Source organism: Streptomyces sp. NPDC030222 (assembly GCF_055573115.1).
The window spans coordinates 357,645-382,912 of the sequence record NZ_JBVICA010000001.1; the positions used below are offsets into that span (position 1 = coordinate 357,645).

Below are 25,268 nucleotides of genomic sequence, written 5' to 3' on the forward strand. Positions count from 1 at the left end.
ATGGACATCTTCGGCACCCAGCCCGCTCCCGAGCTGTGGCTGATACTCGTCACCGCCGTCGTCGCCCTGGCGGCGGTGGCCCCGCGCCCAGTCTGGCGCGTGTCCCGCAATGCCATCACCATCGCCCACGAGGGCGGCCACGGTCTGGTCGCCCTGCTCACCGGACGCCGTCTCGACGGCATCCGGCTGCACTCGGACACATCGGGCCTCACCGTGAGCCGGGGCAAGCCGACGGGTCTCGGCATGATCCTCACCGCAGCGGCCGGCTACACCGCTCCTCCGCTGCTGGGCCTCGGCGGCGCCTGGCTGCTCGCCTCGCACCGGATCACCCTGCTGCTGTGGGCGGCGACCGCGCTGCTCGCCGCGATGCTCGTGATGATCCGCAATGTGTACGGGGCACTGACCGTGATCGTCACGGGCGGCACGTTCCTGCTGGTCTCCTGGCTCACCGACGCCCAGGTGCAGTCCGCCTTCGCGTACACCGCCGTGTGGTTCCTGCTACTGGGCGGTGTCCCCCCGGCCTTCGAACTGCAGGCCAAGCGCCGTCACCACGGCGCACCCGACTCGGACGCGGACCAGCTCGCCCGGCTGACGCACGTGCACCCCACCATCTGGCTGCTGTTCTTCCACGCGGTGTCCCTCTGCTGCCTGGTGGGCGGCGGCCGCTGGCTGCTCGGGCTGTAGGGCTGTTATAGGGCTGCCGGGCCCCGCGGGAGGAGCACGCCGGGCGTCCGCTGCGACGCCCCGGTCGTCCGCCGGCCCCGGTGAGTGATCTTGCGGCGCGGAACCGTCCGGCGGCGCCGCGGTGATCGTCCGGCACCCCTCCCGTGATCGTCCGACCCGCGATACGCGCGGCGGTGGGCCCGCCGAAGCTCAGTAGAGTGAGGTGCATGACCGAGACCCCCGTGCACTCCGACCTCTGGCCCGCCCCCGTCGCGAGCGGAGCCGTCGACGCGTCCGTCACCGTGCCCGGATCGAAGTCGGTCACCAATCGCGCGCTCGTCCTCGCCGCCCTCGCCGCCGAGCCGGGGTGGCTGCGCCGGCCCCTGCGCTCCCGCGACACCCTGCTGATGGCCGGTGCGCTGCGCGCCCTCGGCGTCGGCATCGAGGAGACCGTGTCGTCCAGCTCCGCCGGCGGCCCCGACGGTTCGGGCGAGGCCTGGCGGGTCATCCCCACCGGTCTGCACGGCCCCGCGTCCGTGGACGTGGGCAACGCGGGCACCGTCATGCGCTTCCTGCCGCCGGTCGCCGCGCTCGCGGACGGCCCGGTGCGGTTCGACGGCGACCCCCGCTCGTACGAGCGGCCGCTGCACGGCGTGATCGACGCGCTGCGGGTGCTCGGCGCCCGGATCGACGACGACGGCCGTGGTGCGCTGCCGATGACGGTGCACGGCGGGGGCGCGCTGGACGGCGGCCGGGTCGAGATCGACGCGTCCTCCTCGTCCCAGTTCGTGAGCGCCCTGCTGCTGTCCGCCCCGCGCTTCAACCAGGGCGTGGAGGTACGGCACGTGGGCGGCGCGCTGCCGTCCATGCCGCACATCCGTATGACCGTGGACATGCTGCGTGCGGTCGGCGCGCAGGTCGACGAGCCCGAGACGGGCGGCGAGCCGAACGTCTGGCGGGTGTCCCCGAGCGCCGTCCTCGGCCGTGACCTGGTCGTCGAGCCGGACCTGTCCAACGCCCAGCCGTTCCTGGCCGCCGCTCTGGTCACCGGCGGCCGGGTGGTGATCCCCGACTGGCCGCACCGGACCACCCAGCCCGGTGACCAGCTGCGGCAGATCTTCACCGAGATGGGTGGATCCTGCGAGCTCACCGACCAGGGGCTGGTGTTCACCGGTTCCGGGCGTGTCCACGGCATCGACGTCGACCTCTCCGAGGTCGGCGAACTCACCCCGGGCATCGCCGCCGTCGCCGCTCTCGCGGACTCGCCCTCGACGCTCCGCGGCGTGGCCCACCTGCGACTGCACGAGACCGACCGGCTCGCCGCCCTCACCAAGGAGATCAACGAGCTGGGCGGAGACGTCACCGAGACCGCCGACGGCCTGCACATCCGCCCCCGCCCGCTGCACGGCGGCACCTTCCGCACCTACGACGACCACCGCATGGCCACCGCCGGTGCCGTCATCGGCCTCGCCGTCGACGGCGTGCGGATCGAGAACATCGCGACGACGGGCAAGACGCTGCCGGACTTCCCGCAGATGTGGACCGGCATGCTCGCCGGCAACTGACGGGGTACTGACGCGATGCGCCGCTACGGGAAGCACACCGACGAGGACGACGTCCGGGTCCGCCCCAACCGCAAGGGCAACCGGCCCAGGACGAGCATCCGCCCCAAGCACGAGGACGCCGTCGAGGGCTTCGTGCTGACCGTTGACCGGGGCAGGATCACCTGCCTCGTCGAGGACCGCACGGTCGTCGCCATGAAGGCACGCGAACTCGGCCGCAAGGCTGCCGTGGTGGGCGACCGGGTCAGCCTCGTCGGCGATCTGTCCGGGGAGAAGGACACCCTCGCCCGTATCGTGCGCATCGGGGAACGCTCCTCCGTCCTGCGTCGCACGGCCGACGACGACGACCCGTACGAGCGGGTGGTCGTCGCCAACGCCGACCAGCTGGCCATCGTGACCGCGCTCGCCGACCCCGAGCCCCGGCCGCGGCTCATCGACCGCTGTCTGGTCGCCGCCTACGACGGCGGTCTGGAGCCGCTGCTGGTGCTCACCAAGTCCGACCTCGCCCCGGCGGAACCCCTGCTGGAGACCTATGCCCCGCTGGGCGTGCCGTACGTGGTGACCAGCCGGGAGGAACTCGCCGAGGGCGAGGCGGCGGACCTGGTGCGGGAGCATCTGGACGGCCGGGTCACCGCGTTCGTCGGTCACTCGGGCGTCGGCAAGACCACGCTCGTGAACGCGCTGGTCCCCGAGGAGCGCCGGCGCTCCACCGGGCGCGTCAACGCGGTGACGGGCCGCGGCCGGCACACCACGACCTCGGCGCTCGCCCTGCCCCTCTCGTCGGCGGCCGGCTGGGTCATCGACACCCCGGGCGTGCGGTCGTTCGGGCTGAACCACGTGGATCCTTCGCGGGTCATCCACGCATTCCCCGATCTGGAGCCGGGCACCGCGGACTGCCCGCGGGCCTGCAGCCACGACGAGCAGGACTGTGCGCTGGACGCCTGGGTGGCGGAAGGTCACGCCGAGCCCGCCCGTCTGTATTCGCTGCGCAGGCTGCTGGCGACCCGGGAGCGCCGCGAGGGCGACTGACGCCTGCCCGGCCGGCGCCGTGTGATCACCGGGTTGGGCCCGCGGGGTTTGCCAACCGGCCTCCCCGGTAAGTGCATAATCGCACCAAGTGATGGTGAAGCCGCTGAAGCAGTCACGGACCGGGACGACCTGACCCGCGGGAGGCACTGGGATGGCGTGGCTGCTGGTCGTGGTGGCCGGACTCCTGGAGACCGGCTTCGCGGTGTGCCTCAAGCTCTCCCACGGCTTCACCCGGCTGTGGCCGACAGTCGCGTTCGCCGCCTTCGCGCTGGGCAGCTTCGGTCTGCTGACGCTGTCACTGAAGAAGCTCGACGTCGGTCCGGCGTATGCGGTGTGGACCGGAATCGGCGCGGCGGGCACCGCGATCTACGGAATGGTGTTCCTGGGCGACGTGGTCTCCACACTCAAGATCGTCTCCATCACGCTGGTGATCGTCGGGATCATCGGGCTCCAGCTGTCCGGGGCCGCCCGCTGACGACCGTCCTGACGAGGCGTTCCAGGCCGTCGCCCGGGGGCGCCGGCGCGATCACGCAGGAGAGCGCGAGCCGCACGGCTTGCTCGCAGCGGTGCGCCAGGTCCGGCTCGGGGCCGTGGCCGTCGCCGCGAGGTCCGTGCGCGGCGCCGAGCACGGCGACCGAGCGGTCCCGTACGGCCGCCACCAGGTCCTCGGGCGCGGGCAGCCCGGCGTCGGCGCGCAACTGGGCAGGCACCACGGGCCGGATACGGGACGAGCGCACGGGCACCGGTGTCGGCAGGTGATCGCCCCAGCAGCCGGTGAGCAGGGCGCGGGTCATCGCGCTGGTGCGCGCGGAGCCGACGGTCCATTCCGCGACCCGGACGAGCCGGTCGGCGGGTCCGGCCGGGACTCCGCTCAGGGCCAGCTCGACACCCCGCAGATAGGCGTCCGCCTCCCGTCGTACGAGAGCGCGGGCGAGACCGTCCTTGCTGCCGAACTCGTTGTAGAGGGTCTGCCGGGACACATCGGCGGCCGAGGCCACGTCGACCATCCGGACCTGGGACCAGGGGCGCCGGGCCAGCGCCACGAGTGCGGCCTCCAGAAGCGATTCTCGCGCTGTGGGCATCCGGCCTCCCGCCCAGTGGGGTTCCTCCGTAGTCGCCACGCCTTGTCCGGCCCAGAGTTGACGCACCGTAGGGCGCTGTCAAGGCCGCAGGAGGGCTCGCGGACACGCCGGGCCGGACGCGGCCGGGGCGGATAGAGTGCGGTTCATGCCCGACTACCACGATGACCTGCGTCTCGCCCACGTTCTCGCCGACGCCGCCGATGCGGCGACGATGGAGCGGTTCAAGGCCCTGGATCTGAAGGTCGAGACGAAGCCGGACATGACTCCGGTGAGCGAGGCCGACAAGGCGGCGGAGGAGCTGATCCGCAGCGGGCTCCAGCGTGCCAGGCCGCGGGACGCGGTACTGGGCGAGGAGTACGGCATCGAGGGCTCGGGGCCGCGCCGCTGGGTGGTCGACCCGATCGACGGCACCAAGAACTACGTGCGCGGCGTTCCCGTGTGGGCGACGCTGATCTCGCTGATGGAGGCGGGCGAGGGCGGCTACCACCCGGTCGTGGGAGTGGTGTCCGCCCCGGCGCTGGGCAGGCGCTGGTGGGCGGGGAAGGGCCTGGGCGCCTACACCGGGCGCAGCCTGTCCTCCGCGACCCGGCTGCAGGTGTCCGAGGTGTCGCAGCTGGCGGACGCCTCTTTCGCCTACTCGTCGCTGAGCGGCTGGGAGGAACGGGGCCGGCTCGACGACTTCCTGGAGCTGACCCGCTCATGCTGGCGCACGCGGGCCTACGGGGACTTCTGGCCGTACATGATGGTCGCCGAGGGCTCGGTGGACATGTGTGCGGAGCCGGAGCTCTCGCTGTGGGACATGGCCGCCAATGTGATCATCGTGCAGGAGGCGGGCGGCCGGTTCACCGGCCTCGACGGACGGGACGGTCCGCACAGCGGCAATGCGGTGGCCTCCAACGGGCTGCTGCACGGCGAGCTCCTGCGGTTCCTCGGCGACTGAGGCACCACGGGCGCACTGCCGGCGCTTCCGGGGAGAACGCCGAAGCGGGCGCGCGCGTCGGATGGGGCCGGATGCAGGTCGTGCGCCGCGCACTTGGCTTCGTGTGACGCCCCCGTTACCCCTTGTTGACCGTCCTCGGACATGTCACTCTGGGAGTCCCCCCACTTGTGAACTTGTGAATCCTTTCTCGTACGAAGGGCGTTGAGGGATTCACGAAGGAGGTGGCTCCATTCATGCTCGTCCGTGACGCCATGAGCACGATGGTCCTCACCATCGGACCCGCCCACACCCTGCGCCAGGCGGCCCGGCTGATGTCCGCCCGCCGCGTGGGAGCAGCCGTCGTCCTCGACCCCGACACCAGCGGGCTCGGCATTCTCACCGAGCGCGACATCCTCAACTCCCTGGGCGCCGGACAGGACCCCGACCACGAGCGGGCCGACGCCCACACCACCACCGACGTGGTGTTCGCCGCCCCCGCCTGGACCCTGGACGAGGCCGCACAGGCCATGACCCGCGGCAACTTCCGCCATCTCGTCGTGCTCGACGCCACGGGACCGGTGGGCATCGTCTCCGTACGCGACATCATCCGGTGCTGGGCACCGGTCCGGCGGCGACCGGCGGAACTGGCGAGCCAGGGGACACCCCCCTAGGGAGCACGAGCGGGCCGCGGGAGGGAACGCGGGCTCGTCACGCGGGCGGGAACCCGGCCCGGAAGCACGAGCTCGTCACGCGGACCGCATGAAGGAGGCCGGACCCCCGGGCGGGGATCCGGCCTCCTCTTTCCCACGGCAGCGGACCGGTCAGCCGCGCAGGGCCTGGACCGCTACCTCCAGCCGCTTGCCGAAGTCTCCGTCCGCCCGGCGGAAGTTGCCGATGGCGCGCTCGGCGATGTCGTCACGCGAGACCTTGGCGATGAAGCCCGCCAGGTTGTCGACGAGACGGCCCTTCTCGTCCTCGGACATCAGGCGGTAGAGGTTGCCCGCCTGGACGAAGTCGTCGTCCTCGGCGTGGACGAGCGGCACGTGGTCCCCGGTGACGCCGCCGACCGGGACCGGCTGCCACAGCGGACGGTCGGTCTGGTGCGGGCCCCCGAAGCTGTTCGGCTCGTAGTTCTTCGCGCCCTTGTGGCGGCCGTCGTAGAGGAATCCGTCACGGGAGTTGGTGCGCGCCTCGGTGGCGTGCGGGCGGTTCACCGGCAGGTGGTCGGCGTTGATGCCGACGCGGTAGCGGTGGGCGTCGCCGTACGCGAAGAGCCGGCCCTGGAGCATCTTGTCCGGGGACGGGCCGATGCCCGGCACGAAGTGCGCCGGCGAGAAGATGGACTGCTCGACCTCGGCGAAGATGTTCTCCGGGTTGCGGTTGAGCTCCAGCTTGCCGATCTCGATCGGCGGGTAGTCCTCGTGCGGCCACACCTTGGTGAGGTCGAACGGGTTGAACCGGTAGGTCGCCGCGTCGGCCGCCGGCATGATCTGCACCTGCACGGTCCAGGTCGGGAAGTCGCCGCGCTCGACAGCCTCGCGCAGGTCTCGCTGGTGGCTGTCCGGGTCCTCGCCGGCGAGCCTGTTGGCCTCGGCCTGGGTGAGGTTCTTGATGCCCTGGTCGGTCTTGAAGTGGTACTTGACCCAGAAGACCTCGCCGGCCTCGTTGTTCCACTGGTAGGTGTGCGAGCCGTAGCCGTTCATGTGGCGGTACGAGGCAGGGATGCCGCGGTCGCCGAAAAGCCAGGTCACCTGGTGCGTGGACTCGGGCGACAGGCCCCAGAAGTCCCAGACGTTGTCCGCCTCCTGCGACCCGGTGTACGGGTCGCGCTTCTGGGTGTGGATGAAGTCCGGGAACTTGATGGCGTCCTTGATGAAGAACACCGGGGTGTTGTTGCCGACGAGGTCGTAGTTGCCCTCTTCGGTGTAGAACTTCAGCGCGAAACCGCGGGGGTCGCGCACCGCGTCGGCCGCGCCGAGGTTGCCCGCGACGGTCGAGAAGCGCAGGAACGTCTCGGTCTGCTTGCCGACCTCGGAGAGGAACTTCGCGCGGGTGTACTGCGTGACGTCGGCGGTCACCGTGAACGTGCCGTAGGCGCCGGCACCACGCGCATGCACGACGCGCTCCGGGATGCGCTCGCGGTTGAAGTGCGCGAGCTTCTCCAGGAGCAGCTGGTCCTGGACCAGGACCGGACCGCCGACGCCCGCGGTCTCGCTGTTCTGGTTGTCGGCCACCGGCGCGCCGGCCTCCGTGGTGAGCGATCCCTGCGTCACGTGCGCCTCCTGCGTCATTGCTGCCAGTCCTGTCCTCGGCGTTTGCTGGTGTCGATCCTACGATGGACTTTGTCTAAGTCAAGTAGACATCCAAAGTCACACCCGTTCGGGCTCTGGGCCCCTTCCTGTTAGGCTGGCTCTTATGAGTGACCTGTTGGAACGACTGCGCGGACGCGGCTGGCGGATGACCGCCCAGCGGCGGGTCGTGGCCGAGGTGCTCGACGGGGACCACGTCCACCTCACGGCGGACGAGGTCCATGCACGCGCAGTCGCAAAACTGCCCGAGATCTCCCGGGCGACCGTATACAACACGTTGGGCGAGCTCGTCTCGCTCGGCGAGGTGCTGGAAGTGTCGACCGACCGCCGCGCCAAGAGGTACGACCCGAACGCGCACCGCCCGCACCAGCACCTGGTGTGCTCGCGCTGCGGCGCGATCCGTGACGTCCATCCGGCGGGCAACCCGCTTGCGGACCTCCCGGACTCCGAGCGCTTCGGCTTCACGGTCTCGGACGTCGAAGTGACCTACCGCGGCCTCTGCCCGAACTGCACCGCGGCCTAGCCGGACCCGCAGGCCACCAGAACACAGGGGCGTCCGTTCCGCCGATGCGGAACGGACGCCCCTTTTCGTGCCGGGCTTTGCGTGCCGGGCTTTTCCTGCCGGGCTTTGCGTGCCGAACGCCTCTCCTGAAGAAGCACACACGAATGAAGAAGGACACACGAAAACACCGGAGCCGGAATCCTTCTCCAGGATTCCGGCTCCGGTTTCAGTAGCGGGGACAGGATTTGAACCTGCGACCTCTGGGTTATGAGCCCAGCGAGCTACCGAGCTGCTCCACCCCGCGTCGGTGAACCCAACAGTACGCGACACCAACGACAGGAGCAAATCCGTATTACGCCGTGAGTTCCTGGTGAAGCGCGTCACGCAGTTTCGCGGCCCGCTCCGCCACTTCCGCGGGCCCCAGTTCGACGGCCCTGGTGCACCAGCGCTCCGCCTCCCTCAGCTCACCGCCACGCGCGGAGAGCAGCGCCAGGCGCAGCGCCGCCCGGCCGTGGCCGGCGTTCGCGGCCCGCGTCCACCACAGGGCGGCCTCGGTCTCCCGGCCCTCGCGCGCCAGCAACAGCCCCAGGTTGAAAGCGCCGTTGCGGCTTCCCGCCTCGGCGGCCTCCCGGTACCACCGGGCCGCCTCCGCCACGTCCCCGCGGTCCGCGGCCAGCATGCCGACGCGGACCTGCGCACGACGGTGCCCCTGCTGGGCCGCCCGCTCGTACCACTCCTCGCACTCGGTGCGGGGCGCCACCGGCTCGCCCAGTCCGGGCGAGCCCGACTGCGGCTGCCGGGCATCCAGTACGGTGGCCAGCCGGAACGCCGCCTCCGCACTGCCGCCGCCCGCCGCGCAGCGCAGATGGCGCTCCGCGCCCTGCTCGTCGCCGTCCCGGAGCAGCGCGATGCCGACCTGAAGCGCCGCCTCGGTGTGCCCGGCGGCCGCCGCCCGCTCGTACCAGCCGAGAGCCGTCCGGTCGTCGTCGCGGCCCGCGTGCAGGATGCCGAGGTTGAAGGCGGCGTCGACGCTGCCGGCCTCGGCGGCCTTGGAGAACCACGGTTCGGCTCCGAGGGGGTCGCCGGCCTGGAGCAACAGGATGGCGAGCGCGTTGGCCGCCTCGCGATGACCGGCATAGGCCGCGCGGCGGTACCACTGCTCGGCCTGGGCCGTGCGCTCCTGCGCGGCACAGAGCAGACCGAGGTTGTACGCGCCGTTGATGTCGCCCGCGTCGAGGGCGGTGCGGTACCAGCGCTCGGCTGTCTGGGACTCCCCGCGTGCGGCGTGCAGGGCGCCCAACGCGTTGGCCGCATTGCCGTCGCCGTCCTGGGCGGCGCGCAGCCACCAGATCGCGGCGCTCTCCTCGTCACCCGCGTCGCGCAGGAGGAAGCCCAGTGCACAGGCGGCGCGGGGCTCGCCGTCCTTGGCCGCGGTCAGATACCAGCGGCCCGCTTCCTTCAGTTCGCCGCGCTTCTCCAGGATCACGCCGAGGTGCAGGGCGGCCCGCCGGTGCCCGCGGGCCGCGGCCTGCCGGTACCACTGCTCGGCCTCCTCGGTGAGTGACAGTCCTGCCCGGACCTCGGGCCGGGCGTCCCGGTCGCTGCCACGGCCCGTGCTGAAACCGGTGGCCGTCGTGTACGCGTCGATGTCCTGGCCGGCCTCGGGGGTTCCGGAGGCCCCGACACCGATGTCGGACGAGCCGGCGTCGCCGGGAGGCGTACCGTCGGCTGTGGTGTCGCCGCTCTCGGTGGCCCCGGCAGCCGCCCCGGCGGAGTTGCCGGTGCTGCTCGCGGTGGCGCCGGTGGTCCGGTACACGGCGACGGCGAGGCGCGCTCCGGTCGGGAACGCCGAGGCGTCGAGCTGTTCGGCGACGGCCTCGGGGGTGGCGGCCTCGTTCTCCGCGGCGGCACGGTTCTCCAGGTTGCGGGCGAGCCGGTAGGCGGCCTCGCGGTGGCCCTGCTCGGCGGCGGCGCGCATCCAGCGCTCCGCGTCCTCGTCGCCGCGGTGCTCCAGCAGGTCGGCGAGTGCGTACGCGCCCAGGGCATGGCCCTGCTCGGCCGACTGCCGCAGCCAGTACTCGGCGGCCGGTTCGTCCCCGCGCTCGCGGTAGTGGCGGCCGAGGGCGTGCGCGGCGGCGGCGGACCCGGCGACGGCAGCGATACGCCACCAGTCCGCGGCTTCGTCCGCGTAGCCGCGCTGATGCAGCAGGACTCCCAGGTTGTTGGCGGCGGCCCGGTCCCCCTCGGAGGTGGCGGCCCGCAGGTAGGGCTCGGCGCCGTCCAGGTCGCCGCGGCGCAGCAGCAGGGAGCCGATGATGCTCATGGCCGCGGTGTCGCCGTTGTCGGCTGCGCGCCGGTGCCGCGCCACCTCGGCGTCGGCGGTGGCATCGGCCACTTCGGAGGGCGTCTGCCCAAACCGCTCCATCTCCAAAAGAGTTGCCCTGTCCCCCATGAATACCATCGTCGCACCACCCGCAACCTGCCCTCACTGGTATACCGCAGCCAGTGAGGTCACTTCAGCGTTTTGTCGACATGCCCACAGAGAGACAAGTCAAACACGTCCCAGCCCAACTGCACCGCGCGCCACGACGCTTCGCGACGCTTCACCCCCCGAACGCATGACGAAGGCCCGGATCCTTCTCGGATCCGGGCCTTCGTTTGAGTAGCGGGGACAGGATTTGAACCTGCGACCTCTGGGTTATGAGCCCAGCGAGCTACCGAGCTGCTCCACCCCGCGTCGTTGTGTCACCACCTTAGCACGACGCGGAGCGGGGTTGATCAGCTGCCCTTCCTGCTGCCGCCCCGGGGCTGGGCGGCTCCTGCCTCGGCCGCCCGGCGCAGGGCGTCCTCAAGGTCCGCCTGGGCCTTGCCGTACGCGGTCCAGTCCTGCTTCTTCAGCGCCTCCTGGCCCGCGTCGTACGCCTTCTGCGCGTCGGCGATGGCCGCCGAGAGCGCGGCGTTGCCGGTTACCGGGGGCTTGACGGTGTCCGTCGGCGGCTTGGTGGTGTCCGTCGGCGGCTGACTGCCCTCCACACCGAACACCGCGTTCAGCGCCTCGGCGAGCGAGTCCTTGAAGACCGGCTTCCCGCCGTAGGAGACGGCGACCTTCTTCAGCAGCGGATAGTTGGCGGTGCCGCCCCGGGCGTACACCGGCTCGACGTAGAGGAAGCCTCCGCCCAGCGGAACGGTCAGCAGATTGCCGTACTCGATGTCCGAGTCGGTACCGCGGAGGTTCCTGACGAACTCGGCGACCTCGGGGATGCCGTTCAGCTCGCTCTGCACCTGCTGCGGACCGGGCACGTTCGAGGTCACCCTCAGCAGCCTTATCGTGCCGTAGCCCTTGCTCGTGGCATCGGCGTCGACGGCCATGAAGGCACCGAGGTTGGGCCGACCGCTCGGGGTGAACGTCGTCGTCAGCGAGAAGTTCTGATCCTTCTGCCCGGGCATCTTCATGCTCAGGTAGTAGGGCGGGACGGCGCTGCTGTCCTTGTTGGTCGGGTCGTCCGGCACCTGCCAGGCGTCACTGCCGCTGTAGAACTGCGCGGGGTTGGTGACGTGGTAGCGGGTGAGCAGCTCGCGCTGCACCTTGAACAGGTCCTGCGGGTACCGCAGATGCGCCTTCAGCGTGGCCGAGATCTCGCTCTTCGGCTTCACCGTGTCCGGGAACGCCTTCATCCAGGTCCTGAGGACCGGGTCCTGGGTGTCCCACTGGTAGAGGGTGACCTTGCCGTCGTAGGCGTCGACGGTGGCCTTCACCGAGTTGCGGATGTAGTTGACCTGGTTCTGCTGGGCGACCACGGCCCGCTGGTTGGTGGTCAGCGAGTCGGCGGTCGTCTCGCCCAGCGTGGTCCGCGACGCGTACGGGTAGCCGTTTGTCGTGGTGTAGGCGTCCACGATCCACTGGATGCGGCCGTCGACGACCGCCGGGTAGGCGTCGCCGTCGATGGTCAGCCAGGGGGCGACAGCCTCGACGCGCTCCTTGGGCGTGCGGTTGTAGAGGATCCGCGAGCCCTCGCCGATCGCTCCCGAGTAGAGGATCTGCGGCTCACTGAACGCGACCGCGTAGGCGGCACGGTTCAGCGGGTTGGCGAGGTTGACGCCGCTCTTGCCCTTGTAGCTGGTCGTCTGCTCGCCGTTCGCCTCGTAGTCGAGCTCCTTCTGCGGGCCGCCGACGATCGAGTACTGCTCGGTTTTCTCGCCGTAGTAGATCCGCTGCTCGTACTTGGGGAACTGGCCCTTGGTGGGCAGGCCGGACTCGGTGAACTCGGGCGACCCGACGGGCCCCCTGTTCTCGTCGGTGACGACGGTGGTGCCCTTGCCGGCGACCGCGCCGTAACCGTGCGTGTAGGTGAAGTGGTCGTTGATCCAGTTACGCTTCGGAATGCCCGTGATGTTCAGTTCGCGCAGACCGATGACGGTGTCCTGCAGCTTGCCGTCGGCGGCCTTGTAGCGGTCGACGTCCAGCGTCGCGGGGAACTGGTAGTACTTCCGCTCCTGCTGGAGCTGCTGGAAGGCCGGGGGCACGACATTGGGGTCGACCAGCCGGTAGCTGGCGGCAGTGTCGGCGTCCTTGCGCAGGGTGCCGCTCTGTCCCGTCGCGCCCTTGCCGCCGTAGTTCGACACCTGGGCGTGATTGATGCCGTACGCCGCGCGCGTGGCGTCGATGTTCTTCTTGATGTACGGCGATTCCTTGGCCTGCTCGTTCGGCTGGACCTGGAACTTCTGCACGATCGCGGGGTAGAGGCCACCGATCAGGATCGCGGACAGGACCATCAGACCGAAGCCGATCACGGGCAGCTGCCAGGTCCGGCGCCACAGCGTGGCGAAGAACAGCAGCGCGCAGATCACGGCGATGCAGAACAGGATCGTCTTGGCCGGCAGGTAGGCGTTGGCGTCGACGTAGCGCAGACCGGTCCAGCTGTCCGTGGCCTTGAAGTCACTGGACTTCACCGCGAGCCCGTACCGGTCGAGCCAGTACGCCACGGCCTTGAGCGAGACGAAGACACCGAGCAGCACCGACAGGTGACCGGTGGCTGCCGCGGTCGCCCGGCCGCCCGGGCTGGTGATCCGCAAGCCCCCGTAGAGGTAGTGCACCAGGGCGGCCGCGATCAGCGACAGGATCGTGGCCGCGAAGCCGAAGCCCAGCAGGAAGCGGTACCAGGGCAGGTCGAAGGCGTAGAACGCCACGTCCTTGCCGAACTGCGGGTCTTTCGTGCCGAAGGGCACGCCGTTCACCCACATCAGCCAGGTCCGCCACTGCGAGGAAGCGGATGCGCCGGCGATCAGTCCGACGAGCGCGGTGACGCCGAGCAGCACCCACTTCCGGTACGGCGCGATGCCCATGCGGTACCGGTCGAGGCTCTGCTGCTCCAGCGACATGGCGCTGAGCGGAGGCCGCAGGCGGTAAGCGAGCCAGATGTTCAGCCCCACCACGAAGGCCATGAGCAGGCCGAACACGAAGAACAGCCCGATCTTGGTCCACAGAGTGGTGGTGAACACCGACGAATAATCGACCGAGCGGTACCAGAGCCAGTCCGTCCAGAACCCGGCGAACATGGTGAACGCCATGGCCAGCACGGCCAGCACGCCCAGTGTCATGAGGAGGGTCCGGGCACGCCGGGACGGGCGGCCGACTCTGATCCGTGGCCCGGTCGGGCCTCCGCCGCGGTCCGGCATCTGGAAAGCCAAGGTGCGCACCTCGAAGTTCGCGTCGTATGAAGCGGGCCCAGCGATCGTAGAGCCCACTCATGAAACTTACTGAGGCTTTACCCAGTTCCCGATTCCGGGTCCGAACCAGGCAGGATATTGAGCATGTCCAATGTTTCCCCCTCCGGGCCGCCCATGGCCGCCAGCCCGCTCACCCGTGCGGTGCTCGAGATCGACGAGTACGCCTCCGGGCTCGGCTGGGACCAGCCGGCCCGTCTCTTCGCTCTCGTCGACACCGCGCAGCTGCGCACCCAGGAACCCGCCCTCGCGGCCCAGCTCGGTCTCGACGACGGCGAGGAGGCCGCGCCGCTCACCCCGGTCGAGCAGGACGAGGTCCCGGCCGGCACGCCCCTGGACGAGTTCCTCGGCACGATCGCCTGGCCCGACGCGGTGGCCGGCTGTGCACTGACCGTGGAGCGGCTGATGCTGCCGCCGTCCGCGGAGGCGTCCGTCCCCGACGGTATGGACGAGGCCGCTCTGGCCCGGTGGGTCGCGGCGCACCCGGAGCGCCGGGAGGTCCGGATGACGGTGGCCGTCCTGCGCGACGGGGCCCGCGAGTCCGCGGTGCGGCTCCGCGAGAAGGACTCGGCGACCGAGGTGCTCACCGGGTCCGACCTGGTGCCCGGCCTGGCGGAAGCGCTCGCCGCGACCTTCGAGGAGTAGCGCGGCCCTTCGAGGACTCGCGCGACCTCCGAGGACGGGCCCACGGCAGTCGCCGGGGGCGGTCGGCGCTGTCGCCGGTCCCACCCGACGCGGCCCTCGGGCCCCGGGCTGATCGCCGGGCGGGCCGGGCCCGGCCCGCCCGGCGATCAGCTCGCGGCACAGCTCGGCAGGTGGGCCTTGTCACCCGTGCGGATCTTCTCCAGGGCCGAGGTCGCGTCCTTGATCGTCTTTACCTTGACCAGGGTGAGCCCGTCCGGAGTGTCCGCGGCGGCCGCGGCGCAGTTGTCGGCGGGCGTGAGGAAGTACTCGGCCCCGGCGTCCCGGGCGCCGACGAGCTTCATCCCGATCCCGCCGATCGGTCCGACGGTGCCCCGCTCGTCGATGGTCCCGGTGCCGGCCACGAACTTACCGCCGGTCAGATCGCCGGGGGTGAGCTTGTCGACGATGCCCAGGGAGAACATCAGGCCGGCACTGGGGCCGCCGACGTCGGCGAGCTTGATGTCGATGGTGAACGGGAAGGTGTGGTCCGTTCCGGCCTGGATACCGACGATCGCCCGGCCGTCCTCCGGCGCCTCGGCCGTCCTGATCGTGACCTTCTCACTGCCCGTGGGCTCGCGGGACGCCTTCTCGGCGGCCGCCGCCTCCTTGGCCGGAATGACGGTGAAGACGACGTCCTGGCCGGGCTTGCGCTTGGTGACCAGCTCGGCGACCTCGCCCTTGGCCCCGATGGGCTTGCCGTCCACGGCCTGGATCACGTCACCGGCGTGCAGCCGGCCCTGGGCGGGGCTGTCCTTGACGACGCTGCCGACCACGACCCGGGTCTTCACGGGAATGCCGAGCTCCGTGAGCGCGGCGACCTTGGCACTCTCCTGGGACTGGCTGAACTCCTCGGCGTTCTCCTGCGTCGACTGCTCCTCGGTCTTGCCGTCCGGGTAGAGGGTGTCGTGTGGAACGACCACGTTGTCGTGCGCCAGCCAGCCGTGGATCATCTCGACGAGGTTCATCCGGTACTCCGCACCGGTGACCCGTACGGTCGTCATGTTGAGATGCCCCGTCGTCGGGTACGTCCTGCGGCCGGAGATCTGCAGTACCGGCTCGCCACCCGACTTGCCCAGCGTGTTCACCGTCGGCCCCGGCGTCATCTCTGAGTACGGCGGCGTGATGAGTACTCCCGCGCAGAGCAGCGCGATCAGGACGAGGGTCGAGGCGAGCATCGTCGCCGTGCGGCGTGGCATGGAACGACAGTACGGGAAACGCCTGTGAGTCCACTCCCGGGGCCGGTCCGCACGGGGCCGGTGCGCGCCTGTGTACGACCGCGACCGCTTCGGCACGGCGCCGGACGTCTCAGACCGAGTCGGAAGCGGAGTGCGACTTCTCCATCGCGTCACGGAACCGGGCGTACCCCGCGAGCTCCGCGACATCCCCGGCGGTCCGGTCCCGCGATGCCCAGCTTCCCCATATCGCTGCACCGACGACAGCGAAAAGCGGAATCAGCAACCAGGCAAGTGATGCCATCCCGACCTCCCGACCCCATGAGCGACCGCAACCGACCGATGAGCAGATTAACCATCTGCCGCTTCAACGCTCGGGGCAGGGGCGCGGTTACGCAAATCGGGGTGCCGGAACTCCGCCGAATGCGCCAGTCCGCGGCCGGCCGACCACCTCGACGGTCTCATCGGGCCGGAGCGGCGGCTCCGCCCGGCACGTCAGCACGCACCGACCCACTCCTCCGTGCCGTCGGAGAACTGCTGGTGCTTCCAGATGGGGACCTCGTGCTTGAGGTCGTCGATGAGCTTCCGGCAGGCCGCGAACGCCTCTGCCCGGTGCGGACAGGAGACGGCGACCACCACCGCCAGATCGCCGACCGCGAGGTCGCCGACACGGTGGACGGCGGCCAGAGCACGGACCGGATGGTCCGCCACGACCTTCTCGGCGACCCGTCGCATCTCGGCCACGGCCGTGGGGTGGCACGAGTAGCCCAGCGAGTCGACGTCCGCGCCCCCGTCGTGGTTGCGCACCGTGCCGACGAAGAGCGCGGTGCCGCCCGCCGCGTCGTCACCCACCGCCCGGAAGACCTCGTCGAGGGAGAGGGGGGTCTCGCGGATGTCGAGCAACCGGATCGGGTCGGGTGCCGCCTGCTCGCCGGGGTGGTCGTGGGTGTGTGCCATGCCGCCATCGTGCCGCACCGCACCGAGATCATGAAATAGCCGTTTCCGCCGTGCGGCCCGACCCTCCGTAGGAGGGTCCTACAGTCCGCGGCGCCTTCGGGCCCTGCGCACCAGGGCCGCCGTGCCGAGCAGGGCGACGGTCGCGCCCGCGGCACCCGCGGCGCCCGCGACGGTGGCGTCCTTGCGGCCGAGCCGACGGCCCGCGACTGTGTGCCGGCCCTGCACCTCCTCCAGCAGCGCGGCGAGCACCTCCTCGTTGGTCCACTGCGGCCGCCAGCCCGCGTCGTGCAGCCGGCCGACGCTCACCACCCAGGGGTGCATGGTGTACGCCAGGTCCCCGGCCGGTGACGGGGTCAGACCGATGCGGTGCAGCCGGGCGGCGGCGCCCAGCGCCACGGCTGACGGCAGCTCCATGCGGCGGATGCCGCTGAGCTCCTCGACCTCGTCCTGCTCCAGCCAGCCGTCGCAGCCGACCGCGAACTCGCCGTCGACCCGCTCCAGCGCCGCGTACTCCAGGGCGCTGCACAGGTCCTCGACGTGGCAGAACTGCCAGGTGGGACGGGAGCCCGCGACCACGAGGAGCCGGGGCGACTCGAAGTAGCGGGTCAGGGCGGTGTCGGTGCCGCCGACGAGGACGGCGGGGCGCACCACGGTGACGTTCAGTCCCGGATGGGCCCGGGGCGCACGGCGGGCCAGCCGTTCGATCTCCAGCAGGTCCCCCACGCCGGTGGCCTCGGCGGTCGCCCGCAGCTCCGCGTCCTCGGACAGCGGGACCTCGTTGTCGGGCAGTGCCCCGTAGACCATGGCCGATGTGCACAGCACGACCCGCGGCACGCCGGCGGCGGCCGCCGCGGTCAGGACCGTCTGGGTGCCGCGCACGTTGTACGCGGTGCGGGCCGCGGGGTCGGTCTCCAAGTCCAGGTCTAGCGCGAGGTGGACCACCACGTCCGCGCCGCGCAGCCGTTCCGCGATGGCGGGGTCGCGGACGTCGAGGATGTGCCAGTGCGCCTCGGGCACGTCGCCGCGGCGCTCGTCGATGGCGATGACCTGCTTGATCTCGTCCGACGCCGCGAGGCGTCGGGTCAGCAGGGCACCGACACCGGTCGCGGCGCCGGTGACCGCGACGACGGGGCCGCGGCCCGCGGCCGGGGCTACCAGGTTTCGCGTTGCGCGAACCTGTGGGTCTGGGGAACTCACCGGGCGTCTCCAGAGGTTGTCTTCAGTACGTACGGGAATGACGCGTACGGACCAGGTGGCGTCCATCCTGCCGCAGGCCGCGGGTCGACGGAGCACCGAGCCCCAGTGCGGCCCGGATGTCTACGCTGGGTGGTGATGTCGCGCATTCGCCGTCGGCCGGAGCCGGCGGCCCTACGAGCCGAGGAAACCCGTGAGTGACACCCCATTCGGATTCGGCCTTCCGCCGGAGGAGCCGGAGAGCGGCGACGAGGGCAAGAAGAAGGACCCCGCCGGAGGGGGGCAGGGCGGCAGTGGCCCGGGGAACCCCTTCGGTTTCGGGCTGCCGGGTGGCGGAATGGGCGGTGCCGACAATCCGTTCGCCGCGATCTTCGGCTCCATGAACCCGGGTGACCTGGGCGCGGCCTTCCAGCAGCTCGGCCAGATGCTGAGCTATGAGGGCGGCCCGGTGAACTGGGACATGGCCAAGCAGATCGCCCGCCAGACCGTCGCCCAGGGCACCGCAGACGGCACCAAGGACGCCAGTGTGGGCCCGGCGGAGCGGGCCGGCGTCGAGGAGGCCATGCGGCTCGCCGACCTGTGGCTGGACGGCGCCACGTCGCTGCCCTCCGGTGCCGGTTCCGCCGTGGCATGGAGCCGCGCCGAGTGGGTGGAGGCCACCCTGCCGGTGTGGAAGGAGCTCGTAGACCCGGTCGCCGAGCGGGTCGGGGCCGCGATGGGCAGCGTGCTGCCCGAGGAGATGCAGGCCATGGCCGGCCCACTGCTCGGGATGATGCGGTCCATGGGCGGAGCCATGTTCGGCCAGCAGATCGGCCACGCCGTGGGGGTTCTCGCGGGCGAGGTCGTCGGCTCCAGCGACATCGGTCTGCCGCTCGGTCCGGCGGGCAAGGCGGCGCTGCTGCCGCTGAACGTCGAGGCGTTCGGCCGGGACCTCGGGGTGCCCAAGGAGGAGGTGCGGCTCTACCTGGCGTTGCGGGAGGCGGCCCACCAGCGGCTCTTCGCGCACGTCCCGTGGCTGCGCTCGCACCTCTTCGGCGCGGTGGAGGGGTATGCGCGGGGCATCAAGGTCGACACCTCCAAGCTGGAGGACGTCGTCGGCCGACTGGACGTCTCGAACCCCGAGCAGCTGCAGGAGGCCCTTCAGCAGGGGATGTTCCAGCCCGAGGACACACCCGAGCAGAAGGCCGCGCTGGCACGTCTGGAGACCGCCCTCGCGCTCGTCGAGGGCTGGGTCGACGCGGTGGTCCACGAGGCGGCGAAGCCGCGTCTGACCTCGGCCGACGCTCTGCGCGAGACGCTGCGTCGGCGTCGCGCGACCGGTGGTCCGGCGGAGCAGACCTTCGCCACGCTCATCGGACTGGAGCTGCGCCCGCGGCGGCTGCGGGACGCGTCCCGGCTGTGGGCGTCCCTCACGGACGCGCGGGGCGTGGACGGCCGGGACGGACTCTGGGAGCACCCGGACATGCTGCCGACCGCCTCCGACCTGGACGACCCGGACGGCTTCGTGCACCACGAGCAGCTGGACTTCTCCGAGCTGGACAAGATGCTGGGCGATGCGGCCGAGGGCCGGGACGACAAGGGCGAAGGCGACAAGTGACCCCGTACGACGACGCGGTCCGCCATGACGGCATGACCCTGTACGACGACGCGAACCGCCATGACGGCATGACCCTGTACGACGACGCGGTCCGCGTGCTGAAGGAGTACGAGCGCCAGGAGCAGCTCCGCCAGACCTATCTGGAGCATCTGGCGGCCCACCCGGACGGGATGTGGAAGGCCTGCAGGACCGGGCACATCACCGCGAGTGCCCTGGTGATCGATCCGCCCCGGGAGCGGGTGCTGCTCACCCTGCACAAGAAGATGAAGATGTGGCTGCAGATGGGCGGACACTGCGAGCCGGGCGACCGTTCGCTCGCGGACGCGGCGCTGCGCGAGGGAACCGAGGAGTCCGGTATCGCGGGACTGACCCTGCTGCCGGTCGGTCCGGTGCGCCTCGACCGGCACGAGACGCCCTGCGCGTGGCATCTGGACGTGCAGTACGCGGCACTGGCCCCGGCCGACGCGGTCGAGGCGATCAGTGACGAGTCGCTGGACCTTCGCTGGTTCGGCTACGACGAGGTGGCCTGTGTGGCGGACGCCTCCGTGGTGCGGCTGCTGGAGGGGACGCGCGCCGCGCTCTGACCCGGAGCGCAGGAAACGGGCCAGACCGGGGGCGGCCGCCGAGACGGCCGCCCCCGGTCGTGTGGCCGCGGTTCAGTTCCAGGCGTTGTTCTGGTTCTGGGCGTGCGCGCCGTGCTGGCCCATGCCGAACTGGGCGGCCACGCCCTGCCCGATCTGGGCGTTCTGCGGGGGCAACACCTCGCTGGGCTGGACCAGGGCGTATCCCTGGCCGAGGAAGCTGAGCTCCCAGCCCTCGCCGGTGTTGCCCCGGCGACGCCACACTCCGGTGGAGTGCGTCTGGGCCTGCATCTGCACCCTCAGCGAGGTGGACCACGCGACGATCGCGTCGGCGTCGGCGTTGACGTACTTGTCCGGGGTGACCTGGAGCATCAGCGGCTGGCCGGAGGTCATCAGCACGACCTTGCCCTGCCCGGAGATGTTGAGCTGGTACTTGCCGGTGCCGGAGATGCCGTACTGGCTGTCCACCGCGATGACCTCGGTGTGCAGCGCCGAGTCGAGCGCCAGGACGTAGGAGCTGTCGACGGTCAGCCCGTCCGGGTCCACGTCCACGACATGGATGTACTGCGCCAGGTTGGCGAGGTAGACGGTGCCCTGGCCGGAGCAGCGCATCAGGTCCAGCCCCTCGCCGGTGCGCGCACGGGCGTTGCGCTGGCTCCTGGACTGGTACTCGCCGTCGAACTCGACCAGCCCCTGGTAGGCGACCATCGAGCCCTTGCGGGCGAGGAGGTCGTCGTGGCCGGTGAGGGCGACCCGCAGCATCTGCGGGTTCTGCACGGTGTACCGGTCCTGGGACTGCTGTTCGGTGTGGCTGAAAAGCGGGCTCTGCATGGTGTGTTCTCGCTCCCCCTCAGCCCCGGACCCGCAGGCGGTCGGTGCTGTCCTCGCTCGGCTGTACGACGACGATGCCCTGGCCGGAGAAGGCCATCTGGAAGGCCTCTCCGCTGCCCCGCCCGATCAGCGAGGACGCCTTGAAGCTGCGCTTGCCCTTCACCTTGAGGTTGGGGGACCAGGCGACGAGCGCGTCGGGGTCGACGTAGGTCTCGTCCTCGCCCCGGCCGCAGTCCACCACGATCGGCGTGCCGCGGGAGGTGATCGCGACCCATCCGGTGCCCGCGACCTGGACGTTCCACAGGCCCTGCCCGGCGAACTTGGCCAGGCCCTTGACCCGCTCCACACCCCACTGGAGGTGGGCGTCGAAAGCCAGGAGGTTCGTGCCGTTGACGGAGAGGGAGTCGTTGTTGAGGTTGATCACGACGACGTCCGCGCCGTAGTCGGCGAGGTAGAGCAGTCCGTCACCGCTGCACTTCATGATGGGCGCGCCTTCGCCGGTGACCCACTGCTGGGCGGCCTGGCGGACGGCGGGCGGGTTGGGCTCGTACTGGATGAAGCCCTCGTAGGCGACCATCGAGCCGGAGCGTGCATAGAGGTCCTGGCCGGTGGCCATGGCGACCTTGAGCATGCTGCGGCCGTGGTTCTCCATGCGGGCCGTGACGGGGGTCGGGGCGTAGCCCGCGAGCTGCTGGTTCATGACGGGCTCCCTCAGACCTCGTAGGGCTGGACGACGATGAAGTTGCCGGGGGCGCCCCGGAACTGGAGGTTGACGGTCTCTCCGCTGTGTCCGGGATACGCGTTGCGGCGCAGCCGCACCTGGCTGGAGATGATGACCTGGGACGCGGAGGACCACGCCACCACGGCGTTGGCGTCGGCGAAGGTCGTGGGAGTGACCGGGAGGACGACCGGGATGCCGTGGGTCTTCACCACGACGGTGCCGGTGCCCTGGAACTGCATGGTGAACAGGGCACCGCCGGGGATGCCGTGGCCCTCGATGCGGCGCACCTCGTAGTGCAGCGACTCGTCGAAGGCGAGGACGTTCTCCGCGGAGACGCAGATGCCGTCGCCCTGGAGCTCGATGGGGTGCAGATGGGCGCCGTTCTCGGCGAGGAACACCTGGCCGCGGCCGGTGCAGCGCATCAGCTGCATCTCCTGGCCGGTGGCGTTGCCGACCACGCGGCCGGCGAAGCCGGCGCCCTTGTAGCTGAAGTCGATCTTGCCCTGGTACATCACCATGCTGCCCTGGCGGGCCAGCACCGGGCTGCCGCCCATGGCCAGGTCGACCCGCATGAGCTGCTGGTTCTGCGGGGTCCAGCGCTGGCCGGTGGGTGCCTCCTTGTACGGCTGCAGCGCGGTCTGGAGACCGGGGCCGGCCTGCTGCGGTACACCTCCGTGAGGCATCGGCTGCGGCATGCCCGGGGGCTGTCCGTAGGGCGCCGGCTGGCCGTACGCCGGGGTCTGGTGCGGCGGCTGCTGCCCGTAGGGGGCGGGGGCGCCGGGTGGCACCTGGCCGGGGACCTGTCCGAACTGGGGCGCCTGGGGCGGCTGTCCGTACGGGGACGGCGGAGCCGGCGGGACCGGCTGGCCGCCCTGCGTCGCGAGGGGCGCGGCGATGGTCGGCGCAGCGTGCACCTGCGGCGCGGGCGCCGGAGCGGGCACGCCGGGGGCACCGAACTGCGGGGCGGGCTGCGGCTGCTGCGGGGCCTGCGGTGCGGGAGGCGCCGCCGGGGCGCCGAACTGCGGGGCGGGCGCGGGCGCCGGAGCAGACGACTGAGCGGGCGGGGCGAACGCCGGTGCGGCCTGCTGCGGTGCCTGCGGCACAGCGGCGGGCTGCTCCTCGGCGACCTCGCCGCCGAAGTTCTTCAGGAGCGCCTCGAGGCCACCGTCGAAGCCCTGACCGACGGCGGCGAACCGCCAGACGTCCTTGAGGTAGAAGTCGCCGAGCATCACGGCACGTTCGGTGGAGAACTCCGAGCCGGTGAAGGAGTAGCGGGCGACCTCCTCGCCTCCGGCGACGATACGGAGGTAGCCGGGGCCGATCTGCGACATCTGGCCGGCGCCATCGATCGTGGCGGTGAAGGAGAGCTTCTGGACGGACGCCGGGATGCGGTCCAGCGTGATGCGGAAGGACTCGGTGTCACCGGCCTGCGCACCGAGCAGCTGAATCGCCTCCTCGGGCGACTTCGGCTGGTTGAAGAAGATGAAATAGCGGTCGTCGGCGAGCCGCTCGTCGGCGTCGAGACCGAAACAGCTGATGTCGAATGTCAGCCCGGGGGCGGCGATCTGGACACCTACGTACAGATCGGTCCCCGCAGTGAGATCACTGATCCTGGCCTTGTGGCCGCGTTGGAATTCCCTGGCCATGCGTAACGACCGTCCCCCATCCCGAAGGTGAATGCGTCGCGTCAGGCTAACGGCAAACGGCGACAAACGGCCAAGCCCGTCCGGACTCGGTGCGGATTCGCCCGTCCCTCACTCTTCGCGACCGCCCGGCAGACGGGGAAGGCGCCCGGCCGCGATCACGCCCTCCAGATACCCGCGGGCCCGTTCGGTGCGCGGGTAGGACTCCAGCAGCCGCCAGAACCGCGGGCCGTGCCCGGGCACGAGCAGATGCGCAAGCTCATGGAGGAGCACGTAGTCGACGACGTACTCCGGCATGCCCTGCAACCGGTGGGAGAGACGGATGCTGCCCTCGGCGGGGGTGCAGGACCCCCAGCGGGTGTTCTGGTTGGTCACCCAGCGGACCGAACCGGGCCGCGCCCGGCCGCCGAAGTACTGGGCGGACAGCCGCTGGGCGCGTTCCATGAGCTCCCCGTCGCCCAGCAACCGCTTGCTCTCCTGCGCCGCGAGCTTGTCCAGCATCACCCCGACCCAGCGGTGCTCCTCCGCCTCGGACATACGGGCGGGGATCAGCACGATCGTCCGGTCGCCCTCGCGGTAGGCGGACACCGTCCTGCGGCGTCGGGCACTCCTGCGCACCTCCACCGGACTCGGAGCCGGGCCGTGGGACGGCGGGGTCGTCGTGCTGCGCTGCGGGCTTCGGGAGCTGTGCAGTGGTTCGGCGGGCACGCGACGACGTTACCGGCTGTGAGTGGTGGAAGTCCCGCCCCAGGGCCGGTTCTCCCATGATCCATTCGTCGGCCGGAGGCATTTCGAATGATTAATACGGGGTGCCTGTGGACAACCCGCGACGGCCGGAGCACAGCCCGTGCATTCTGAGTGCGGATCTCGCGAAGAACGCGAAGTCACGAGGAACGAGCGGGGAAGGAACGGGGGAAGGAACAAGATGCACCCGACGGTGAAACCCGCGCTGCCACGCGCATGGCGCGATCTTCAGACCGTGCAATTCGGAGTGACGCCGGCCCATGCGAGGGTGGTCGGTCCGGTGGACCTCGCGACGGGCAGTCTGCTGGACCTCCTCGACGGGACCAGGACGCTGCCGCTGCTGCGCGAGGAGGCCACGGCCCTCGGTCTGCCGGACGGGCACGCGGACCGGCTGGTGGAGCGGCTCGCGGACGCGGGCCTGATCGACGATCCCGGAGGAGGGGGCCCGGCGGCCACCGCACTGCGGAAACGGGCCGCAGTCCTCGACCGGTTACGGCCGGACCTCGCCTCCCTGTCGATCATCCATCCCGAGCCCGGTGCGGGGATGCGACGGCTGGCGGCGCGGCGCACCATGCGCGTCCAGGTGCGGGGAGCAGGCCGGGTCGGGGCCACACTCGCCGGAGTGCTGTCCGCGGCCGGGGTGGGACGGGTCGAGGTGCTGGACGGCTGCTGCACCGAGCCCGGGGACGTGGCGCCCGCGGGGCTGCCGGCGCGGTCCGTGGGCGCGCGCAGGGACGTGGCCGCACGGCAACTCGTCCGGCGGGCCGCGCCCGGGCGGCTTCCTCGGGAGACGGAGGTGGCGCAGACAGCGGGCGGCGCTCACCCGGGCCTGTCCCTCGTGGTGATCGCCCCTCGGGACGGTCTCGACGCCTACCTGCCCGACCCCGCGGGATCCGAGGCATGGGTCGCGGCCGGCATTCCCCATCTCTATGCGGGCGTTGTGGAGGCCACCGGAGTGGTGGGTCCCATGGTGCTTCCGGGTGGCACGGCGTGTGCGGGCTGCGCGGACCTGGAACGGTCGGCCCGCGACCCCGCGTGGCCGCGGCTGCTGGCGCAGTGGCGTTCGCGGCGCGCCACGGGTGTGCCGGCCTGCGACATGGGGCTGGCCACGGCGGTCGCCGGTCTGGCGGCGGCCCATGCCCTGTCCTTCCTCGACGGCTGCCTTCCGGCGAGCACGGGCACACGGTGGACGGCGGCCCTGCCTGCGGCGGACTGGCGGCCCGAGCAGCTGGGGGCTCATCCCGACTGCCCCTGTGGTGCCTCAGGGGACACTCGGGGGGAGCGCACCGCGGAGGCGGGGGCACCGCACGACACAATGGCGGGGTAACCGCCGTACCTGGCACGGCTGTCGGCC

Annotated in this window: 22 protein-coding genes and 2 tRNA genes; 11 read left to right on the top strand and 13 right to left on the bottom strand. The window is 71.1% G+C overall.

Annotation, left to right across the window (positions count from 1 at the left end; translation table 11 throughout):
• The 4 genes from ACZ4Z5_RS01530 to ACZ4Z5_RS01545 all read left to right on the top strand — a co-directional run bounded on the left by ACZ4Z5_RS01530 (nt 1) and on the right by ACZ4Z5_RS01545 (nt 3,729).
• A complete protein-coding gene (locus ACZ4Z5_RS01530; protein ID WP_468254950.1) occupies nt 1-684 on the top strand; it encodes a M50 family metallopeptidase in 684 nt (227 codons plus the stop codon).
• A 206-nt stretch (nt 685-890) separates the two neighbouring features.
• Nucleotides 891-2,228 carry a 3-phosphoshikimate 1-carboxyvinyltransferase gene (gene aroA, locus ACZ4Z5_RS01535; RefSeq protein WP_468254953.1) on the top strand — a complete coding sequence of 446 codons (1,338 nt, stop codon included), beginning with the start codon at nt 891-893 and terminating at the stop codon, nt 2,226-2,228.
• Between the two features lie 15 nt (nt 2,229-2,243).
• Nucleotides 2,244-3,254: a ribosome small subunit-dependent GTPase A gene (gene rsgA / locus ACZ4Z5_RS01540; RefSeq protein ID WP_468254956.1), complete on the top strand. Its 1,011-nt coding sequence runs from the start codon at nt 2,244-2,246 to the stop codon at nt 3,252-3,254.
• A 151-nt stretch (nt 3,255-3,405) separates the two neighbouring features.
• On the top strand, nt 3,406-3,729 hold the full coding sequence (locus ACZ4Z5_RS01545; protein ID WP_468254959.1) for a DMT family transporter: 324 nt from the start codon (nt 3,406-3,408) through the stop codon (nt 3,727-3,729).
• On the opposite strand, the gene ACZ4Z5_RS01550 is transcribed toward ACZ4Z5_RS01545, so the two are convergent.
• Nucleotides 3,695-4,336, bottom strand: a complete 642-nt coding sequence (locus ACZ4Z5_RS01550) for a TetR/AcrR family transcriptional regulator (RefSeq protein WP_468254962.1) — start codon at nt 4,334-4,336, stop codon at nt 3,695-3,697. The genes ACZ4Z5_RS01545 and ACZ4Z5_RS01550 overlap by 35 nt on opposite strands.
• A 145-nt stretch (nt 4,337-4,481) precedes the next feature.
• Here ACZ4Z5_RS01550 and hisN point away from each other — a divergent pair, with 145 nt between their 5' ends.
• A complete protein-coding gene (gene hisN, locus ACZ4Z5_RS01555; RefSeq protein ID WP_468254965.1) occupies nt 4,482-5,276 on the top strand; it encodes a histidinol-phosphatase in 795 nt (264 codons plus the stop codon).
• 233 nt (nt 5,277-5,509) lie between these two features.
• On the top strand, nt 5,510-5,926 hold the full coding sequence (locus ACZ4Z5_RS01560) for a CBS domain-containing protein (protein ID WP_468254968.1): 417 nt from the start codon (nt 5,510-5,512) through the stop codon (nt 5,924-5,926).
• A gap of 150 nt (nt 5,927-6,076) precedes the next feature.
• On the opposite strand, the gene ACZ4Z5_RS01565 is transcribed toward ACZ4Z5_RS01560, so the two are convergent.
• Nucleotides 6,077-7,546 carry a catalase gene (locus ACZ4Z5_RS01565; protein ID WP_468254971.1) on the bottom strand — a complete coding sequence of 490 codons (1,470 nt, stop codon included), beginning with the start codon at nt 7,544-7,546 and terminating at the stop codon, nt 6,077-6,079.
• A gap of 124 nt (nt 7,547-7,670) precedes the next feature.
• Between ACZ4Z5_RS01565 and ACZ4Z5_RS01570 the strand changes: the two genes are divergently transcribed.
• The gene (locus ACZ4Z5_RS01570) at nt 7,671-8,087 is read left to right on the top strand and encodes a Fur family transcriptional regulator (RefSeq protein WP_468254974.1); all 417 of its coding nucleotides are present in this window, start codon (nt 7,671-7,673) and stop codon (nt 8,085-8,087) included.
• Between the two features lie 209 nt (nt 8,088-8,296).
• On the opposite strand, the gene ACZ4Z5_RS01575 is transcribed toward ACZ4Z5_RS01570, so the two are convergent.
• The 4 genes from ACZ4Z5_RS01575 to ACZ4Z5_RS01590 all read right to left on the bottom strand — a co-directional run bounded on the left by ACZ4Z5_RS01575 (nt 8,297) and on the right by ACZ4Z5_RS01590 (nt 13,742).
• Nucleotides 8,297-8,370: transfer RNA gene (locus ACZ4Z5_RS01575), tRNA-Met, on the bottom strand.
• Between the two features lie 48 nt (nt 8,371-8,418).
• Nucleotides 8,419-10,527: a tetratricopeptide repeat protein gene (locus ACZ4Z5_RS01580; protein ID WP_468254976.1), complete on the bottom strand. Its 2,109-nt coding sequence runs from the start codon at nt 10,525-10,527 to the stop codon at nt 8,419-8,421.
• A gap of 202 nt (nt 10,528-10,729) precedes the next feature.
• Nucleotides 10,730-10,803: transfer RNA gene (locus ACZ4Z5_RS01585), tRNA-Met, on the bottom strand.
• A 41-nt stretch (nt 10,804-10,844) separates the two neighbouring features.
• The gene (locus ACZ4Z5_RS01590) at nt 10,845-13,742 is read right to left on the bottom strand and encodes a UPF0182 family membrane protein (RefSeq protein WP_468255527.1); all 2,898 of its coding nucleotides are present in this window, start codon (nt 13,740-13,742) and stop codon (nt 10,845-10,847) included.
• A gap of 135 nt (nt 13,743-13,877) precedes the next feature.
• Between ACZ4Z5_RS01590 and ACZ4Z5_RS01595 the strand changes: the two genes are divergently transcribed.
• Entirely contained in the window at nt 13,878-14,435 is a 558-nt protein-coding gene (locus tag ACZ4Z5_RS01595) for a PPA1309 family protein (protein ID WP_468254979.1), read from the top strand.
• A gap of 146 nt (nt 14,436-14,581) precedes the next feature.
• Here ACZ4Z5_RS01595 and ACZ4Z5_RS01600 read toward each other — a convergent pair whose 3' ends face one another.
• The 3 genes from ACZ4Z5_RS01600 to ACZ4Z5_RS01610 form a co-directional block, all read right to left on the bottom strand.
• Nucleotides 14,582-15,670: a YlbL family protein gene (locus ACZ4Z5_RS01600; protein WP_468254982.1), complete on the bottom strand. Its 1,089-nt coding sequence runs from the start codon at nt 15,668-15,670 to the stop codon at nt 14,582-14,584.
• Between the two features lie 471 nt (nt 15,671-16,141).
• Nucleotides 16,142-16,603, bottom strand: coding sequence for a molybdenum cofactor biosynthesis protein MoaE (locus tag ACZ4Z5_RS01605; protein ID WP_468254985.1), 462 nt, complete (start codon nt 16,601-16,603; stop codon nt 16,142-16,144).
• Between the two features lie 78 nt (nt 16,604-16,681).
• Complete coding sequence (locus ACZ4Z5_RS01610) at nt 16,682-17,800, bottom strand: SDR family oxidoreductase (protein WP_468254988.1); 1,119 nt, start codon at nt 17,798-17,800, stop codon at nt 16,682-16,684.
• A gap of 190 nt (nt 17,801-17,990) precedes the next feature.
• On the opposite strand from ACZ4Z5_RS01610, the gene ACZ4Z5_RS01615 reads away from it, so the two are divergent.
• On the top strand, nt 17,991-19,394 hold the full coding sequence (locus ACZ4Z5_RS01615; protein WP_468254991.1) for a zinc-dependent metalloprotease: 1,404 nt from the start codon (nt 17,991-17,993) through the stop codon (nt 19,392-19,394).
• Nucleotides 19,395-19,462: 68 nt separating this feature from the next.
• A complete protein-coding gene (locus tag ACZ4Z5_RS01620) occupies nt 19,463-19,978 on the top strand; it encodes an NUDIX hydrolase (protein WP_468255530.1) in 516 nt (171 codons plus the stop codon).
• 72 nt (nt 19,979-20,050) lie between these two features.
• On the opposite strand, the gene ACZ4Z5_RS01625 is transcribed toward ACZ4Z5_RS01620, so the two are convergent.
• The 4 genes from ACZ4Z5_RS01625 to ACZ4Z5_RS01640 form a co-directional block, all read right to left on the bottom strand.
• On the bottom strand, nt 20,051-20,806 hold the full coding sequence (locus tag ACZ4Z5_RS01625; RefSeq protein ID WP_468254994.1) for an AIM24 family protein: 756 nt from the start codon (nt 20,804-20,806) through the stop codon (nt 20,051-20,053).
• Between the two features lie 19 nt (nt 20,807-20,825).
• Nucleotides 20,826-21,506 (bottom strand): AIM24 family protein, encoded by a 681-nt coding sequence (locus ACZ4Z5_RS01630; RefSeq protein WP_468254997.1) that lies wholly within the window; start codon nt 21,504-21,506, stop codon nt 20,826-20,828.
• A gap of 11 nt (nt 21,507-21,517) precedes the next feature.
• Complete coding sequence (locus ACZ4Z5_RS01635; RefSeq protein WP_468255000.1) at nt 21,518-23,173, bottom strand: TerD family protein; 1,656 nt, start codon at nt 23,171-23,173, stop codon at nt 21,518-21,520.
• A gap of 108 nt (nt 23,174-23,281) precedes the next feature.
• A complete protein-coding gene (locus tag ACZ4Z5_RS01640; protein ID WP_468255003.1) occupies nt 23,282-23,878 on the bottom strand; it encodes a M48 metallopeptidase family protein in 597 nt (198 codons plus the stop codon).
• Between the two features lie 217 nt (nt 23,879-24,095).
• On the opposite strand from ACZ4Z5_RS01640, the gene ACZ4Z5_RS01645 reads away from it, so the two are divergent.
• Nucleotides 24,096-25,241: a ThiF family adenylyltransferase gene (locus ACZ4Z5_RS01645; protein WP_468255006.1), complete on the top strand. Its 1,146-nt coding sequence runs from the start codon at nt 24,096-24,098 to the stop codon at nt 25,239-25,241.
• Nucleotides 25,242-25,268: the final 27 nt, after the last annotated feature.

Bases quoted from the DNA above. Each gene is read 5' to 3' on its own strand.
- ACZ4Z5_RS01530 (WP_468254950.1), top strand. From the start codon at position 1: ATGGACATCTTCGGCACCCAGCCCGCTCCCGAGCTGTGGCTGATACTC.
- aroA (WP_468254953.1), top strand. From the start codon at position 891: ATGACCGAGACCCCCGTGCACTCCGACCTCTGGCCCGCCCCCGTCGCG.
- rsgA (WP_468254956.1), top strand. From the start codon at position 2,244: ATGCGCCGCTACGGGAAGCACACCGACGAGGACGACGTCCGGGTCCGC.
- ACZ4Z5_RS01545 (WP_468254959.1), top strand. From the start codon at position 3,406: ATGGCGTGGCTGCTGGTCGTGGTGGCCGGACTCCTGGAGACCGGCTTC.
- ACZ4Z5_RS01550 (WP_468254962.1), bottom strand. From the start codon at position 4,336: ATGCCCACAGCGCGAGAATCGCTTCTGGAGGCCGCACTCGTGGCGCTG.
- hisN (WP_468254965.1), top strand. From the start codon at position 4,482: ATGCCCGACTACCACGATGACCTGCGTCTCGCCCACGTTCTCGCCGAC.
- ACZ4Z5_RS01560 (WP_468254968.1), top strand. From the start codon at position 5,510: ATGCTCGTCCGTGACGCCATGAGCACGATGGTCCTCACCATCGGACCC.
- ACZ4Z5_RS01565 (WP_468254971.1), bottom strand. From the start codon at position 7,546: ATGACGCAGGAGGCGCACGTGACGCAGGGATCGCTCACCACGGAGGCC.
- ACZ4Z5_RS01570 (WP_468254974.1), top strand. From the start codon at position 7,671: ATGAGTGACCTGTTGGAACGACTGCGCGGACGCGGCTGGCGGATGACC.
- ACZ4Z5_RS01580 (WP_468254976.1), bottom strand. From the start codon at position 10,527: ATGGTATTCATGGGGGACAGGGCAACTCTTTTGGAGATGGAGCGGTTT.
- ACZ4Z5_RS01590 (WP_468255527.1), bottom strand. From the start codon at position 13,742: ATGCCGGACCGCGGCGGAGGCCCGACCGGGCCACGGATCAGAGTCGGC.
- ACZ4Z5_RS01595 (WP_468254979.1), top strand. From the start codon at position 13,878: ATGTCCAATGTTTCCCCCTCCGGGCCGCCCATGGCCGCCAGCCCGCTC.
- ACZ4Z5_RS01600 (WP_468254982.1), bottom strand. From the start codon at position 15,670: ATGCCACGCCGCACGGCGACGATGCTCGCCTCGACCCTCGTCCTGATC.
- ACZ4Z5_RS01605 (WP_468254985.1), bottom strand. From the start codon at position 16,603: ATGGCACACACCCACGACCACCCCGGCGAGCAGGCGGCACCCGACCCG.
- ACZ4Z5_RS01620 (WP_468255530.1), top strand. From the start codon at position 19,463: ATGACCCTGTACGACGACGCGGTCCGCGTGCTGAAGGAGTACGAGCGC.
- ACZ4Z5_RS01625 (WP_468254994.1), bottom strand. From the start codon at position 20,806: ATGCAGAGCCCGCTTTTCAGCCACACCGAACAGCAGTCCCAGGACCGG.
- ACZ4Z5_RS01630 (WP_468254997.1), bottom strand. From the start codon at position 21,506: ATGAACCAGCAGCTCGCGGGCTACGCCCCGACCCCCGTCACGGCCCGC.
- ACZ4Z5_RS01635 (WP_468255000.1), bottom strand. From the start codon at position 23,173: ATGGCCAGGGAATTCCAACGCGGCCACAAGGCCAGGATCAGTGATCTC.
- ACZ4Z5_RS01645 (WP_468255006.1), top strand. From the start codon at position 24,096: ATGCACCCGACGGTGAAACCCGCGCTGCCACGCGCATGGCGCGATCTT.